The sequence below is a fragment of the Haloplanus sp. GCM10025708 genome (genome assembly GCF_042663985.1).
GTDB lineage: Archaea > Halobacteriota > Halobacteria > Halobacteriales > Haloferacaceae > Salinirarus > Salinirarus marinus.
On record NZ_JBHSZA010000011.1, the window covers coordinates 2,047,077 to 2,061,685 of the forward strand.

12 protein-coding genes, 2 tRNA genes and 4 pseudogenes are annotated in these 14,609 nt (G+C 65.4%); 14 read left to right on the top strand and 4 right to left on the bottom strand.

What is annotated here, in order from left to right:
* Nucleotides 1-297 precede the first annotated feature (297 nt).
* From ACFQJD_RS14600 to ACFQJD_RS14625, 6 genes and pseudogenes are all read left to right on the top strand, one after another.
* Nucleotides 298-903 (top strand): annotated as a pseudogene (locus ACFQJD_RS14600) (GAF domain-containing protein); the annotation flags it as partial.
* Between the two features lie 295 nt (nt 904-1,198).
* Nucleotides 1,199-1,381: pseudogene (locus ACFQJD_RS14605) on the top strand (ATP-binding protein); the annotation flags it as partial.
* A 69-nt stretch (nt 1,382-1,450) separates the two neighbouring features.
* Nucleotides 1,451-2,343: pseudogene (locus ACFQJD_RS14610) on the top strand (acyltransferase).
* Between the two features lie 6 nt (nt 2,344-2,349).
* The gene (locus ACFQJD_RS14615) at nt 2,350-3,039 is read left to right on the top strand and encodes a hypothetical protein (protein ID WP_379799193.1); all 690 of its coding nucleotides are present in this window, start codon (nt 2,350-2,352) and stop codon (nt 3,037-3,039) included.
* Nucleotides 3,040-3,376: 337 nt separating this feature from the next.
* The gene (locus ACFQJD_RS14620) at nt 3,377-4,426 is read left to right on the top strand and encodes a hypothetical protein (RefSeq protein WP_379799195.1); all 1,050 of its coding nucleotides are present in this window, start codon (nt 3,377-3,379) and stop codon (nt 4,424-4,426) included.
* A 5-nt stretch (nt 4,427-4,431) separates the two neighbouring features.
* Nucleotides 4,432-4,794 carry a hypothetical protein gene (locus ACFQJD_RS14625; protein ID WP_379799197.1) on the top strand — a complete coding sequence of 121 codons (363 nt, stop codon included), beginning with the start codon at nt 4,432-4,434 and terminating at the stop codon, nt 4,792-4,794.
* 236 nt (nt 4,795-5,030) lie between these two features.
* Here the strand turns inward: ACFQJD_RS14625 and ACFQJD_RS14630 are convergent.
* A tRNA-Gly gene (locus tag ACFQJD_RS14630) sits at nt 5,031-5,101 on the bottom strand.
* Here ACFQJD_RS14630 and ACFQJD_RS14635 point away from each other — a divergent pair.
* Nucleotides 5,076-5,633, top strand: a complete 558-nt coding sequence (locus ACFQJD_RS14635; protein WP_379799199.1) for a hypothetical protein — start codon at nt 5,076-5,078, stop codon at nt 5,631-5,633. The two genes, ACFQJD_RS14630 and ACFQJD_RS14635, sit on opposite strands and share 26 nt — an antisense overlap.
* On the top strand, nt 5,630-6,481 hold the full coding sequence (locus ACFQJD_RS14640) for an NAD+ synthase (protein WP_379799201.1): 852 nt from the start codon (nt 5,630-5,632) through the stop codon (nt 6,479-6,481). The genes ACFQJD_RS14635 and ACFQJD_RS14640 overlap by 4 nt, the downstream gene beginning before the upstream one ends.
* 23 nt (nt 6,482-6,504) lie before the next feature.
* On the opposite strand, the gene ACFQJD_RS14645 is transcribed toward ACFQJD_RS14640, so the two are convergent.
* On the bottom strand, nt 6,505-7,197 hold the full coding sequence (locus tag ACFQJD_RS14645) for an enoyl-CoA hydratase/isomerase family protein (RefSeq protein WP_379799202.1): 693 nt from the start codon (nt 7,195-7,197) through the stop codon (nt 6,505-6,507).
* Between the two features lie 60 nt (nt 7,198-7,257).
* On the opposite strand from ACFQJD_RS14645, the gene ACFQJD_RS14650 reads away from it, so the two are divergent.
* Nucleotides 7,258-7,923: a DUF7114 family protein gene (locus tag ACFQJD_RS14650; protein ID WP_379799204.1), complete on the top strand. Its 666-nt coding sequence runs from the start codon at nt 7,258-7,260 to the stop codon at nt 7,921-7,923.
* A gap of 27 nt (nt 7,924-7,950) precedes the next feature.
* A tRNA-Thr gene (locus tag ACFQJD_RS14655) sits at nt 7,951-8,021 on the top strand.
* 211 nt (nt 8,022-8,232) lie between these two features.
* Here the strand turns inward: ACFQJD_RS14655 and ACFQJD_RS14660 are convergent.
* Entirely contained in the window at nt 8,233-8,718 is a 486-nt protein-coding gene (locus ACFQJD_RS14660; RefSeq protein ID WP_379799206.1) for a hypothetical protein, read from the bottom strand.
* A gap of 18 nt (nt 8,719-8,736) precedes the next feature.
* Nucleotides 8,737-9,039 carry a ribbon-helix-helix protein, CopG family gene (locus ACFQJD_RS14665; RefSeq protein WP_379800540.1) on the bottom strand — a complete coding sequence of 101 codons (303 nt, stop codon included), beginning with the start codon at nt 9,037-9,039 and terminating at the stop codon, nt 8,737-8,739.
* A 1,017-nt stretch (nt 9,040-10,056) separates the two neighbouring features.
* Between ACFQJD_RS14665 and ACFQJD_RS14670 the strand changes: the two genes are divergently transcribed.
* From ACFQJD_RS14670 to ACFQJD_RS14685, 4 genes and pseudogenes are all read left to right on the top strand, one after another.
* Nucleotides 10,057-10,227 (top strand): hypothetical protein, encoded by a 171-nt coding sequence (locus tag ACFQJD_RS14670; protein ID WP_379799208.1) that lies wholly within the window; start codon nt 10,057-10,059, stop codon nt 10,225-10,227.
* 1,099 nt (nt 10,228-11,326) lie between these two features.
* Nucleotides 11,327-12,816, top strand: a pseudogene (locus ACFQJD_RS14675) (ATPase domain-containing protein).
* Between the two features lie 12 nt (nt 12,817-12,828).
* A complete protein-coding gene (locus ACFQJD_RS14680) occupies nt 12,829-13,896 on the top strand; it encodes a sensor histidine kinase (protein WP_379799210.1) in 1,068 nt (355 codons plus the stop codon).
* 55 nt (nt 13,897-13,951) lie between these two features.
* Complete coding sequence (locus tag ACFQJD_RS14685; protein WP_379799212.1) at nt 13,952-14,608, top strand: potassium channel family protein; 657 nt, start codon at nt 13,952-13,954, stop codon at nt 14,606-14,608.
* The last annotated feature ends 1 nt before the right edge of the window (nt 14,609 follow it).

The following is a 14,609-nucleotide window of genomic DNA, read 5'->3' on the forward strand; positions in this document are numbered from 1 at the left end:
CGCGTTCCCGCGAGCGCAGCGAGCGGGCCGACGAGCGACCGTCGGGAGCGAGGAGTGCTTTTGGTCCAGCTTTTGCCGAGGGAGCGAAGCGACCGTTGCGCAAAAGGTGGCGCTGACCGCCCGAGACACGTCTTTCTGGCCTGAATCGGAGGTCTCGCGTTCCCGCGAGCGCAGCGAGCGGACGTCCTCGTGACACCCGCAGCCTTATATTCGACCGTGAACCAGTTCGACTGAATGGACGACCGGACGGTCCGTGAGGCACGCCTCGAACGCCTCCACGAAGCGACACGGGAGTTGATGGCCGCCCGCACGCCGGAGGACGTCGCCGACGTATCGACGGAGACGGCGAAGGACGTCCTCGGTCTGTCGGTCAACTCGGTCCACCTCTGGAGCGACGACGAGGAGCGACTGGTCCCCGTCTCGGCGACGCGGGAGGCCAACGACATCTTCGACGAGCTGCCCGCGTTCCCCCCGAGCGGGAGCGTCGCGTGGGAGGTCTACACCGAGGGCAATCCGAAGATGTACGGCGACGTGCGCGACGCCCCGTCGATCCACAACCCCGACACGGAGATACGGAGCGAACTCGTCTTTCCCCTCGGCGACCACGGCGTGTTCATCGCGGGCGCGACCGACGCCCACGCCTTCGACGACGCCGTGGTCTCGCTGGCGAAGGTGTTCGCGGCCAACGTGGAGACGGCGCTCGACCGGGCGGCCCGCGAGAACCGACTCCGCGACCGCGAGGCGAAACTGGAGCGACAGAAAGACCGCCTCGATGAGTTCACGGCCGTCGTCTCACACGATCTCAAGAACCCGCTGAGCGTCGCCCGGGGACGGCTTCGCCTCGCGCGCGACGCCCTCGACCGGAGCGACGTCGACGCCGCCCGATCGGAGATCGAGAAGGTCGCGGACGCCCACGAACGGATGGTGACCCTCCTCGACGACCTGTTGTCGCTCGCACAGCAGGGAGAGACGGTCGGCGAGGTCGTCCCCGTCGACCTCGAAACCGCGATGCGGAAAGCGTGGGACGACACGACGGGGGGACGCTCGTCGTCGACGGCCCGCTCGGCAGCGTCGAGGCGGATCCACAGCGACTCGAGGAACTGCTGGCGAATCTCTTCGACAACGCCAGCCGACACGGGGGCCGGAGACGCGGGTCACCGTCGGCCGGTTCGACGACGGCTTCTACGTCGCCGACGACGGCCCCGGCATCCCGGACGAGGACCGCGACAGGATCTTTCGGAGCGGCGTCACGAGTCGCGACGCGGGGACGGGGCTCGGCCTCACGATCGTCGAGAGCATCGCGGCGGCCCACGGCTGGGAGGTACGCGTGACCGAAAGCGAGGACGGCGGGGCGCGCTTCGAAATCGTCACGACCACCTGACTCCGCGGTGGTGCGCCGTCACCTGCAGACACCCGAACCCATTTGAGTACCCCCGGCAAATAGCGGGTCATGACGAAACGGCACGTATCTCTTCCCGACGACGCCGAAGCGGGGGTCGAGGCGTTCGTCTCCGACGTCGACGAGCGACTCTCCTCCGACGAAGACACGTGTGAGGTCGTCAGAGACGTCCTCGTCGATCTGTTCGGTGACCGGGAGGCCTACGAGCGGTGGCAGGGCGGCGGCGATGTCTCGCCGGCCGAGCGGGTGCGACTCCAGGGATACGACCCGTGTAATTCGACGCTCGAGAGCGAGTACTACGCCGAGAAAGACGAGGAGAAGTTCCGTACCTCGAAACATCTCCAGTGGCTCTGGCGGCAGTTCGACGCCACGCCGATGGCCGACAACATCGAGTTCGCCCTCCGGTTCCGGCAGATGCTCGCCGACCACCTCTTCGACGAGGCCGGCGACGACCTCCGCATCTTCAAGGGCGTCACCTTCTCGTACGGCCACAACATCGCCGTGGGCGACAACACGGTCATCCACGACGACGTCCACCTCGACGACCGGGGAAGTTGACCATCGGCGACCGAGTCTCCATCTCCGACGGCGTCCACATCTACAGTCACGACCACGACGTCGTCGACCAGACCGAGATTCGAAACTACCACACTATCATCGAGGACGACGCCCGCGTGACCTACGACGCGATGGTCCGGGCGGGGTGTCGCGTCGGCCGGAACGCGGTCGTCGGAGCGCGCGCCGTCGTGCAGGGCGACGTCCCCGACCACCACATCGCGGTCGGGATGCCGGCCCAGAGCGTCAAAATCAAACCCGGGTGGGAGGACGAGGCCGAACCGCTGGAGGCCGGCGGCGAGAACCGACAGGAGGAGCGGCGTATCGAGTACGAACTGCCGCCGGACCTCGATCGGTTCGACGAGTTCCAGCGGGATCTGCCGGAGTAGCGGGCGGTGCCCCGCGCAGTCGCGATCAACGTCGGTGCGAACACGAATCTACCGGGCTTTCGTGCTCCCGTCTTCCCCGACGGTCGATTCGAATACGTCCCGATACCGGAGCGGGAACCGACGCGCGAACCGGTACCGACCTACGCCGATCTCGATCTGTCGACGGACGTCCCCGACGACCACCTGGAGACGCCCGTCCACCTGGATCCGGAGTTCGCCGGCGTCCACGGCAGCGAAGCCTACACGTACGGCGACGAACACGCCGTCAAGGCCGGGCCGCTCTCGTCGCTCACACGGGGCGACTTCCTGCTCTTCTACGCGACGCTCTCCCGACGGGACGACGCGCCCGCCGACTGGGGTGCCTTCCTCGTGGGCGAGTTCCGCGTCGCCCGCGTCGTCTCCGGCGAGGAGTACGAGGACCTCGACCCGGCGGCGAAAGAAGCGTTTTCGAGCAACGCACACGTCGAACGCGATCCGTTCGACGCCCGGGTACTGGTCGCCGGCGACGACGACTCGCGGCTGTTCGACCGCGCGGTTCCGTTGAGCGAGCCGGGCGCTGGCGCGGACGCGAATCGGCTGGTGACGTCGCTCTCGAACGACTCCGGGAAGGGGCCGTGGTGGCGACGACCGCTCCGCTTCGACGCCGAGGCGACGGCGTCGCTCCGGGAGCGGATTCGCGAGAAACAGGACAGCTGACGAGCCATCGACAGCCGTCGAAGATCGGCTACTGGTTCGGGGCCACACGACACCGCCCCGACTTTCGGCAGTTGCTAGCTCTCCGAACGACCCGTTCCCGAACACGGCCCTGTGCCACGAAACTTCGTGACGCGATGCGACCGCCTGTCAGGAAGAGCGTACTGCTACAGCGGTCGGACCTGGCACGCGGACACGCTGTGGCAGTCACGGGCGTTCGGACTGATCGCGGGGATGGCGAGCAAGGAGATGGCCGACGGCGGGACGGCCAGTGTCGCTCCCCGTGCTAACCGACCGCATCACGGCCAGATTTATTACGATCACCTCACCTGCACGAAATATGCCGACCGAGGAGGGATCGACTCCCGAACAGCCACCGACGAACGCATCAGCGGCAGCGGAAGCTAATACGCTCTGGCGACGCTGGACGGCCGATACCGGTCCGTTCTACCAGTCCTGTGCAATATTGGGCTTCGACCACCTCTCGGAGGCGAACGTCCCCCGGCGGGAGGGCACTGAGAAACCCGGCATCCAGTTCTGCACGGGGCTGTTACGTCTCGCACTGCGACATATCCCCATCCTGCTGTTGCTCACAGCCTCGACTGCGATCGTGGTCGGACAGCTCAACGACTTTTACCTCCCGTTCGGGACCTACCTCCCGCTCGGGGTGGTGTCGGTGCAGGCCGAATACTTGCTTGCGGTGCCGCTCGGGATCCTCTGGATCGCCCTCCTCGCCCGTATCTTCCGCGAATCCGTCAGTACGGACGACTTCCAGATCCACCGCACGCTCGTGTTCTCTGGAACCGCGCTCTGCCTGCTCGTCGGCGTCGGGTACTCGGTCTATCTCGTCGTGACTAACAGAGTGACCGGATCACAGCAACACCTCGCGTTCCGCTCGGGGTATTTTCTGTTCATCTTACTCGAGGGCCATCTCGCCTACGACGGCCTCGTGTTGCGCAGCGAGAACCTCTTCTGGAACCTCAAAAACAGCAGAATCGTCGATTCGGCGCAGTACGATGCGTTTCGCCGCCAGCTAGCGAACAGTCTCGGCGCGCTCGAAGTGGGGCCGTACACGCTGCCACTCGGCAGCGAGGGACGCACTATCGGCCCACTTCGAATTTCGCCCGGCGTCCTGTTCGCGATCGTACTGTTAGCTCCGGTCACCCCGCTCCCCTTGCTCACCTTCGAGACGAGTCATCCGCTGCTTGGGCACATCGGTTACGGCATCACTGTCGCGCTGCAGATCTTCCTCGTCGCGGTCCTGTTCCAGTTCGTAGTCCTCCTCTGGCAGTTCAGCAAGCTCCTCTCGGGCGACTACCTGGACTACAAACCGTTTCACCCCGACGAACACGGGGGTACCGCGCGCTCGGTCGGTTCGCGACGCGAGTGAATCTCATGTTGGCCGTCGGCGGTGGCTACGTCGCGTTTCGCTTTCTCACCGGTGGCCTGACACACCTGCACGGCTTCGCGAACGGGTCGGTTCTCTGGGTCGTGACCTGGGTGATTAGCTTTCTCGGACCGATGGTCGTCTACGCCGCGGTCGTCGTGCTGTGGGTGTACTTCTCGTTTTGGCGAATGCACCGGCAGATGCGACGGGGACGGCGCGAGAAAATCCAGAAACTGCAACGAAAGGCCCGAGACGGTGTCGAGGACGGCGGCGCTTCGAACGACGACCAGATGGAGGACCTGAGCTGGACGCGCCAGCGTGGGAGTCGCTGCAAGGCGCGCCGACCTGGCCGATCAAACGGCGGAGCTTGATGGGTATCGCGGTGTTAGATACCGTTCCCGTCCTCGCGACGCTGCTCATCTGAGCGCGTGACGGCGCGCGTTCGAACGCGATCCGCGACGGGACTCCGGTGACTTTCCTCGCAGAACGCCGGCCGGGAATTGAACCGAAGCAAGACGGTCGCGCTCACGTCGTTCGCGCGCTGCGACTTGCAGGGCTCAAATCGCCAACGGGGCGATTTCGCTGCTCACTACGTTCGCAGAAGAAATGCGCCGGCCGGGAATTGAACCCGGGCTATCGGCTTGGGAAGCCAATGTCCTACCACTGGACCACCGGCGCTCGTCTCGCGCTTCGGACGCCCGCTCACGTCGATCACGGGGGCGTCGGCGCGTACGTAGAACTAACCGATGCCGGCCACTTGAACGTAGCGTTTCGCCGGACGATCACAGCCTTTTGCGCCCGGCGAGAGTACAGTTTCGTTGTCACGACCGAATCACGGCCGACCGACGAGGTGCATCTGACGGCGACGGCCACGGAGGGTGAGTCGACGATCGAATCGGCGATCGCGACCGATCGCATCGACTTCTACGACGCCGGGGTGTCGCGGGACACCGGCCGCGACTTCTTCCCGTACGAGCGAATCCGGCTGATCCGAGAGGGCGTCGGTCCGGAGACGGGACCGTCCGACTCGACCGAATCCGACTCGACGGAGCGCGACGCGGCGGCGTCGGTGACCGAGGCGGCGGACGACCACCTGGACGTCGATGAGCTCCCGTATCAGCCACTTCTGCCGTCGTCCGGTGAACGAACGTCCAGCGTTGCTCGAAACACGAGCATATTTGGGCTCCGGATTCGAACACCGAAGCGATGAGCGAGGAGACTCTCGACGCGTCGGCACCGCTGGACCTCCGCCTGTCCGACGCGGAACTCGAAGCGACCCGCGACCACATCGTATCGTTCGTCGAGGCAGTCGTCGACCGGGCGGGGGCGGACGGCGGCGTCATCGGCCTCTCGGGCGGCATCGACAGCACGCTGACGGCACACCTCGGCGTCGAGGCCCTCGGCGCGGAGAACGTCCGCGCACTGGTGTTGCCGAGCGAGGTCAACGCGGAGGAGAACATGAGCGACGCCGAACGCGTGGCCGAACGCCTCGGCGTCGAGTACGACGTCGTCGCCGTCGACCCGATCGTGGAGTCGTTCGTCGACGCCTTCCCGGGAGAAGCGACGGAGGAGCGCGTCCAGACGGATCCGCTCCGGACGGCCGTCGGGAACGTCCGGGTCCGAACCCGGGGCGTGTTGCTCTACTTCGTCGCCAACGCCGAAAACGGGATCGTCCTCGGGACGGGCAACCGAAGCGAGGCGCTCACGGGCTACTTCACGAAGTACGGCGACCAGGCCGTCGACTGTAACCCCATCGGTAACCTCTACAAACAGCAGGTCCGGCAGCTCGCCGCCCACGTGGGCGTCCCCGAGGACCTCGTGACCAAGACGCCGTCGGCCGGGATGTGGCTCGGCCAGACCGACGAGGAGGAGATGGGGCTGAGTTACGACACGCTCGACGCCATCCTCGCGCTCCACGTCGACGGCCCGCTCTCGAGGGCCGCGACGGTGCGCCACCTCGACGTGACGAAAGCACAGGTCGACCGCGTGGTCGACCTCTACGAACTGAGCGCGCACAAGCGGGCGATGCCGCCCGCCCCCGACCCGCTGTACCGGTAGCCCGCGCCGCGGACGCCGGCCGCCTACTCGCGCCCGCCCGCGATGTCGTCGGCGTGAGCGGCGTGTAGTTCGGAGAACGCCGCCGCTTCCGCCGCCTCCTGTTCGGCCGCGGTCGAGCGGTCGCGCAGCCGCTCTTTGACCAGTCGGAGTGCGTCGTCCGGGTTGCTCGCCAGTTCGTCCGCGACGGCCGACGGGTCGGGGACGACGCGGGAGACGAGCCCCATCCGGAGCGCTTCCTCGGCGTCGACGACGCGCCCCGAGAGCGCGACGTCGAAGGCGTCGGCCTGTCCGACGACGCGCGGCAGGCGGACGGTGCCGCCCCACGCGCCGAACAGGCCGAGGCGGACGCCCGACTCCGCGAACGTCGCGTCGGGCGTCGCCACCCGGAGGTCGCAGGCCAGCGCCAGTTCGACGCCGCCGCCGCGAGCCGCGCCGTCGACGCCGGCGACGACGACGCTCTCGGCGGCTTCGACGGCGTCGAGGACGTCCTGCCCGTGTCGCACGAACGCCTCGGGGTCGTCGAGCGAGGACACCACGTCGAGGTCCGCCCCGGCGCTGAAGGCGTCGCCGGCACCGCGGACGCAGACGACCGGCGCCGGTGCATCGACGACGGCCGCCCGGAGGTCGTCGAGGTCAGCGGGGCGAAGCGCGTTCCGTCGCTCGGGGCGATCGATAGTGACCGTTCGCACGCCGTCCCCGTCGCGTAGCCGAATCATGCCGCGACGAAGGGGTCGGTTTCCAAAGGTCTTTGCCATTCCCGCTGCTAGTCGCGGGTGATGGACGATGCCGCCCGAGCCCGTACTGCCGCGCGTGAGGCGCTCTCCGACGTCGAGCCGGAACGGCTCCACGAGGTTCTCGAAGAGCGCCTCGCGGAAGCGCCCACGACGCCGGGCGGCCTGACGCTCGTGAGCGCCCGTGCGCTCGAGCCGGCGCTCGACGCCGACGCCGTCGCCGAGCGCGCGGCCGGCGTCCAACTCATCTACGAGGGCCTCCGGCTGACGCGCCAGCTCGCCCACGCCGAACCGTGGGCGGTCGGCGACGCCGACGTCGACGCCGATCTCGACATCCTCGCCGCCGACGTCTTCGTCTCCCGGGGCTTCTATCTCCTCGCCCGGACCGAGGCGGCGGAACGCGCCGTCGAGACGGTCCGGAAGTTCGGCCGCGACCAGACCCGCCGTCGGAGCGACGCCGACCCCGAACGACTCGACCGGAACCTCGAAGCCGACGTGTTCTCCCTCGCCGTCGTCGCCGGCGCGACGGCCGCCGACGTCGACCCGTCCGCCCGCCTGCTCGAGTACGCCGCGAACCTCGCCCGCACGAGCGACGGCGACCTGCCGCCGGCGCGCGTCGCCCTCTCGGAGGCGACCGCCGACCGCATCGCCGCGCTCTCCTCCGGCGACCGACGGCCCGCGGTCGATGACGGCGTGAATCGAAACGCATAAAGACGATTCCGGCCAATCGATGAACGCGCCTGGGTAGCTTAGCGGTAAAGCGCGTCCTTGGTAAGGACGAGACCCCGGATTCAAATTCCGGCCTGGCTTCCTTCCTCTTTATTTCGGGCGTCTCAGGCCTTCTCTGTGTTTCAACGATGGCACGAACTCGAGGACGCGACCCCGGTGGCAAAATCGGCCCCCCGACGTACAGTGATTACAGCAATTTGAATGTCCCGTTACATAAGCCATTTAAAACTTTGTTACGCAATGATCTCCAACAAGCCACCGAAGAAAAGTGACCACCATCGCGCAGATTACTCAGTCGAACAAATCCTGTGCCCTTCTGTAGATGGGTGCGCCGAGCCAGTCCCGATTCTCCGCAAGCACATCCAGCTTCTCCCTCGCCCTCTCGACCGTGAGAACGTCTCTCTGTACCAGGGCCTTGAGGACGATCGGTGAGATCGCTACCTTGGCGTCAGCGACTGTCTGGAGTTCCGGTAGTGCGCGGAGGTCGTCGGTGATCAGGAACTCCGCTTCTTTCTCTTTGGTGAGTAGTGCGCAGCTTCCTTCTCCTTCGTCTACTCGGGAGGAGGTGAATTCGCCCTGTATGTCGTGAATGGTGATCTGGTCTCGTTGGTCGAGGACGATCTGTGCTGCTTCCCCGTGACGATCGTTGTACTCGCTGGTTTCCGCCAGTTCCTCTAACACCAGCTCTGTGGTGTGGACGTCGAACTCGGTTAGAAGTGTGTCGAGGAGATCGATGGAGGCAAGTGAGATTAGACTGCTTGTATCCGCTACGATCATATTTTTCTCCGGACCCTTCTACAGTTCTGCGAGTTCGTCGGCCAGGTCTTCGCCCTGGTCGAGAATGGTTTTGGAAGCCTTCACGGATTCGGCGTCTTGCCGTCCAATGAACTCTTTTAGTGTGTCGAACCCGATCCGGTCGTCGAGATAGAGTTCGATGACTGCCTCTTTGAACGCCTCATCGTCCTCGATTTCTTCCAGATACTTCTGGAGTGCTTCTTTGACGATCTCCGTCCGGTTCTTGTGGCTGACCTCGGCGGCGACGTCTGCCTTCTCGACAAGGTCGTCCGGGAGTCGGAAGTTGACTTTGGTGCTGCCCATTCTCACAAACCCTCTTGTACGTACATTGTACTCACACATTTAAATAAATTTCCGCGACACCTGACTGCCTCCGAAGAGAAATCTTCGAGCAGTAGTTCAGAATATCTTCGAGACGATCTCTTTGTTCTCGAAAATTTGGTGAGGCGTACCTGGCGCAAGGAGCTGAGACTGAGGATGCTGATTTGGAGGTTGCTACCGGTTTTACGATTATTCCGGGTGGTGGTGATTCGACTGAGGATGAGATCCGGAGATTCTACGAGAACCACTACAGTTCAGGAGCGGTGGCTTCGGGCGATATCTGGCCTATGTACCCAAAAGAGGGCGACATCCCTCCTCTTGCAAGTTATAATTACAGGCATCCGGGACAGTTTTTCGAGAATGAAAATTAGGTTAAATTGATGTGAATTGAGAGAATTTTTCTTATTTCTCTCTCCAGTGGTACCAGAATGGTGCGACTTGTTCGTACTGTTCTGGTGTGAGTTCTTCGAAGACTGTTTCGCCCTGTTCGTTGATGTGTATTCCTGTGCGTTGTCTCCTTGTGTTGCTTCGGTCCCTCTTGCCATGTGGCTCTTTCGGCCGTACACTCCTTGTACGCGCACTTTTGGCTGTAATCGACTGAATGAAATCCGTTCGAGACTCGCTGCTCTCGCTAAACAGGGCATCCCTCGCCGTATTGCGATTCACTAAACTATCAGGACACGCAAACTAATTCACAGACAGCGGCGGGATAGACCCCCGAAATCGACCGGGGCGCATCACCTCAGGGACACCACCGATCTCCCTAATCCGCGCTCACAGAGGGACGAACGAAACTCAGTCAGGAATTTGATAGAACACCCTCGATGCGGCGAGGAACGGGTGAAGGATTCGGTGGAGTTGGCCCCCGTCGCCGTCGATCGTGAGTCACGTCATCGAGGCGGGCGGTCCCTTCTGTCCCTCGATGTGGTGAGTAGCTTCGGTAAGTGCAGAGAACTGGCCTATCGAACGTTTCATGCTGAATGGCCGAGGAATCATCGTATGTCCGACCGCACCGACCGATTGCTCGCCCTGCATGTGATACTGATGGCGTTGCTCGTCGTTTCACAGACGACGGTAGTTCCGCGAAACCAGATTTTAGGCTCGATCGGCGTGCTATTCGGGGCTATCGCTATCATATACGCGCTTGTAGAACTCAAAAACGCGTCCTGAGTTCAGTCACCGGAAACGATCGGTTCGCAGTAACTGCCCTTTCTATTCCGTCATTCTCGCTCTGAAACCAACGAGCCGCCTTGAGTCAGCGAGACGGCTCTCGCCGGTTCCCCCAGCGTTTTAGCCGATCCGGACCTGCGAGCAACCGACTCCGAGGATGCAAGTCACGGACGTCGGACTGGTCGCCGACGCGGGCCTCGCTGCCGGCGCGGTGCTCCTGACGGCGGGGGTCCTCGCTCTCTACGTCGGCTGGAAGCAGCGCCAGCGGGCCGCGACCGTCGCCGACACGCCCCTGACGGCCGCCGGCGGCGTGGACGAGTCGGGGCTGGTCAGGGTTCGAGGAACCGTCACGCCCGTGAGGCGCGGCGAGACGTTCCGGTCGCCCGTCCGCGACGACCCCGACTGCGTCCTCGCGGCGTGGGAGATCGAGGAGAAACCCGAGACCGGGAAGACGAAATCGTGGGAGCGTTCGGCGTGGGGCGTCCGCTCGGTGCCGTTCGCGCTCGACGACGGCACGGGCCTGCTCTACGTCGATCCGGGGACACACGCGGTGAGCAACGAGACCGACGACGTGTTCACGCCGGAGAGCGTCCTCGCGTCGAACGGCGTCGCCGTCGAGGGCCTCGTCTGTGAGTTCGACGGCGTGGACGTCGCCGTCGAGACCGATTACGGGGAAGCGCCGCCTCGACGCGTCAAGCGCTTTCTCGAAACCACCGACGGCGTCGCCGTCGATCCGATGGGGGTCGGCGTCGAGCGGAGCAAACGTCGATACGGAGAGCAGACACTCGCCGTCGGCGACGCCGTGAGTGTCCTCGGTGTGGCACGCCCTCGGCGCGACGGCGTCGACGCGTCGACCGCCGACGAGTTCGTCGTCGAGCCGGGCGAGGAGACGACGCACCTCTCGACGGTCCGGTTCGACGACCTCCCGGACGGGGAGGGAATCTGTGGGCCGGCGCGTTGCTCGCCGCCGTCGGCGTCGCCCTCCTCGGAGCGAGTCTGGTGCTCTGGTGATTCCGACCGCTCGCCGGCGGTCGACGGCGGGCCCGTCCCAATCCTCGTGGGGAGGGGACACATGGGGATCGAGCGCGTAGGCGAGCGCATGGACGACCCACCGAACGCGAGCGAGGACGAGCGTGGCGAACGACTCTCGACGGGCATCGAGGGGTTCGACGACGTTCTCTACGGCGGCTTCGTGCCGAATCGGGCGTACCTGGTCCGGGGGAACCCGGGACGGGAAAGACGCTCCTGGGTACCCACTTTCTGACGGCGGGCGACCCGAACGAGTCGCTGTTTATCAATCTCGGACAGCCCGAATCCGACGTCCGATCCGACGCGGCAGCGCTCGGCTTCGACCTCTCGTCGGTCGAGTTTCTCGACCTGTCGCCGGAGTCCGAGTTCTTCGCGGAGGGGCGGACGTACGACGTCTTTCCGCCCGGCGACGTCGAGACGGGGGCGTTCGTCGAGCCCATCGCGGACGCGGTCACGGACCTGCAACCGACCCGCGTCTTCGTCGATCCGGTCACGCAGTTCCGGTATCTCTCGCCCGACGAGTACCAGTTCCGCAAGCAGATCCTCTCCTTTCTCCAGTTCGTCAAATCGAACGGCGGAACGGTGCTGTTCACCTCGCAGGCGACGACGGCGTCTCCCGACGACGACCTGCAGTTCATGAGCGACGGCATCGTCCACCTGCGATACGGGACGCGCAAGCGGTCGGTGGAGGTGACGAAACACCGCGGCTCGGACTTCCGGTCGGGCACCCACGCGATGAAGGTCGGCGACGACGGCATGACGGTGTTCCCGGAACTGGTGCCGGGGCGTCACCGCGCCGAGTTCTCGCCGGAGGCGGTGTCCTCGGGCGTCCCGGGAGTCGACGCGCTGCTGAACGGCGGCCTGGAACGGGGGACTGTCACCATCGTGAGCGGCCCGTCCGGCGTCGGCAAGACCACGTTCGGCGGTCAATTCATGAAGGAAGCCGCGGGGCGGGGCGAACGGTCGGTCATCTTCCTGTTCGAGGAGTCGCGCGGGACCTTCGTCCACCGGTCGGAGTCGATAAACGTCCCCGTCCGCGAGATGATGGATCGCGGGACCCTCAAGATCGAGGAGGTAGAGCCGCTCGAACACTCGCCGGAGTCGTTCGCCGGCATGGTCCGGACGGAAGTCGAGGACCGGGACGCGAGCGTCGTGATGGTGGACGGGCTGAAGGGGTATCAGCTCTCGATGACCGGCGAGGGCGAGGCGGAGTTCCTGACCGAGATCCACGCGCTCGGGCGCTATCTGCGGAACATGGGCGTGACGGCGATCTTCACCAGCGAAACGGCGAGCGTCACCGGCGCGTTCTCCCCGACCGAACACGGCGTCAGCTACCTCGCGGACAACATCGTCTTCCTCCGGTATCTGGAACTGGGCGGGGAGTTGCGCAAGGCCATCGGCGTGCTGAAAAAGCGGGGGAGCGACTTCGAGCGCACCCTCAGGGAGTTCGAGATAACCGAATACGGCATCGAGGTCGGGGCTCCGCTCTCGAACCTCCGTGGCATCCTGAGCGGCACGCCGGAGTGGGCCGGGCCACGCGGCGAGGAACGGACCGAGTGAGTGAGGACCGCCATGACAACCGTCTACCTGCTGGTCGAACACGGCCCGAACCGGGCGTTGCTCGCGGACCGACTCGGCGACGCCTACGACGTCGTCGAGGGACCGAACGGGAACGGCGAGGAGCCGGTGGAGGCGTCGTTCGACGTCTGTCTCGGGGACGTGGAGGCGTTCGAACGTCACCGGGCGGCGCTCGAGCGGCGGAAGTCGGAGGCCGATCCGGTGGTTCTCCCGTACGTCCTCCTGCTTCATCGCGACCAGACGAACGCCGTGCCGTCGCGGCTCGAATCGCTCGTCGACGACGTGGTCGAACTGCCGATTCGGCCCGCCCTCCTCGAAAAGCGCGCCGAGACCGCGCTCCGGACGCGCCGCCAGTCGCTCGAACTCCAGCGACGCACCGAGGAACTGGAGATACTCAACCGAGTCGTCAGACACGACATCCGCAACGACATGAACGTCGTGCTGGGCTGGCTGGAACAGGTCGCCGAACACGTCGACGACGATGGACGGCCCGCCCTGGATCGAGTGACGGTCGCGTGCGAGCACGTCGTGGAGATCACGACGATCGCCCGCGAGTACGTCGACGGCCTCCTCGGCGAGGACCGGGACAGACGCGAGACGATCAACCTCGAAGACGTCGTCCGGCACGAGGTCTCGGTCCACCACGAGAGCTTCCCGGCGGCGACGTTCGACCTCCACGAGGAGTCGCTCGACCTCGACGTCGTCGGCAACGAGATGCTCACGTCGGTGTTCCGGAACCTCCTCACCAACGCCGTCGTCCACAACGACAGGGACGACCCACGCGTCGAGGTCGGCGTCGAGATCGGCGCGGAGACGGTCGTCGTCCGGGTAGCCGATAACGGCCCGGGCGTCCTCGACGAGCAGAAGGAGCTGATTTTCGGGCGGGGCGGAAAGGGCCTGGACAGCCCCGGAACGGACATGGGGCTCTTTCTCGTCGACCGGATCGTCGACAGCTACGGCGGCGACGTCTGGATCGAAGACAACGAGCCGCGGGGAAGCGTCTTCGCCGTCGAACTCCGTCGCCCGGACGCGGCGACCCGGGACGTCGGCGGCGAGACGTGACTCCGTCCCTCGTTCCAGCCACTCGTTTTTATATCTCGCCGCCGTACCCACGGGTATGCGATTCGTTATCGTGGGGTACGGCCGCGTCGGGGCCCGGACCGCACACATCCTCGACGAGGAAGGACACGAGGTGGTCGTCGTCGAGTCCGACCCGACGAAGCTCGAACGCGCCCGCACGGAGGGCTTCGACGTCGTGGAGGGCGACGGCGGCACCGAAGCCGTCCTGAGAGAGGCGGGCCTCGAGTCGGCGGACGCCGTCGGCGCGCTCACCGGCGATCCGAACGTCAACTTCGCCGCCTGCATGCTCGGCAAGGAGTTCGGCTGTCGGACCGTGATGCGAATCGACGAGGACTACCGCACCGAGATCTACGACCAGTACGCCGACGACGTCGACGAGGTCGTCTACCCCGAACGCCTCGGCGCGGCGGGGGCCAAGACGGCGCTGCTCGGCGGCGACTTCGGCGCGCTCGGCGACCTGACCGAGCGGCTCCAGCTGTCCGTGGTTCAGATCCCCGAGGGCGCGCCCGTCGTCGGCGATCACGTCGCCGACGTCGACCTGCCCGAGACGGCGCGCATCTACGCCCACGGCCGCCGCCGGGAGTCGATGACGATCCCCCTGCCGGGGACGATCGTCGAGGCGGGAGATCGGGTCGCGCTCGTCGCCGAGCGCGACCGTCTCGACGAGGTGCGTGCGACGCTACTCGGGCGCTGAA

Excerpts from the sequence above, each read along its gene's own strand:
- ACFQJD_RS14620 (WP_379799195.1), top strand. The coding sequence starts at position 3,377 with ATGCCGACCGAGGAGGGATCGACTCCCGAACAGCCACCGACGAACGCA.
- ACFQJD_RS14625 (WP_379799197.1), top strand. The coding sequence starts at position 4,432 with ATGTTGGCCGTCGGCGGTGGCTACGTCGCGTTTCGCTTTCTCACCGGT.
- ACFQJD_RS14635 (WP_379799199.1), top strand. The coding sequence starts at position 5,076 with ATGTCCTACCACTGGACCACCGGCGCTCGTCTCGCGCTTCGGACGCCC.
- ACFQJD_RS14640 (WP_379799201.1), top strand. The coding sequence starts at position 5,630 with ATGAGCGAGGAGACTCTCGACGCGTCGGCACCGCTGGACCTCCGCCTG.
- ACFQJD_RS14645 (WP_379799202.1), bottom strand. The coding sequence starts at position 7,197 with ATGATTCGGCTACGCGACGGGGACGGCGTGCGAACGGTCACTATCGAT.
- ACFQJD_RS14650 (WP_379799204.1), top strand. The coding sequence starts at position 7,258 with ATGGACGATGCCGCCCGAGCCCGTACTGCCGCGCGTGAGGCGCTCTCC.
- ACFQJD_RS14660 (WP_379799206.1), bottom strand. The coding sequence starts at position 8,718 with ATGATCGTAGCGGATACAAGCAGTCTAATCTCACTTGCCTCCATCGAT.
- ACFQJD_RS14665 (WP_379800540.1), bottom strand. The coding sequence starts at position 9,039 with ATGGGCAGCACCAAAGTCAACTTCCGACTCCCGGACGACCTTGTCGAG.
- ACFQJD_RS14670 (WP_379799208.1), top strand. The coding sequence starts at position 10,057 with ATGTCCGACCGCACCGACCGATTGCTCGCCCTGCATGTGATACTGATG.
- ACFQJD_RS14680 (WP_379799210.1), top strand. The coding sequence starts at position 12,829 with ATGACAACCGTCTACCTGCTGGTCGAACACGGCCCGAACCGGGCGTTG.
- ACFQJD_RS14685 (WP_379799212.1), top strand. The coding sequence starts at position 13,952 with ATGCGATTCGTTATCGTGGGGTACGGCCGCGTCGGGGCCCGGACCGCA.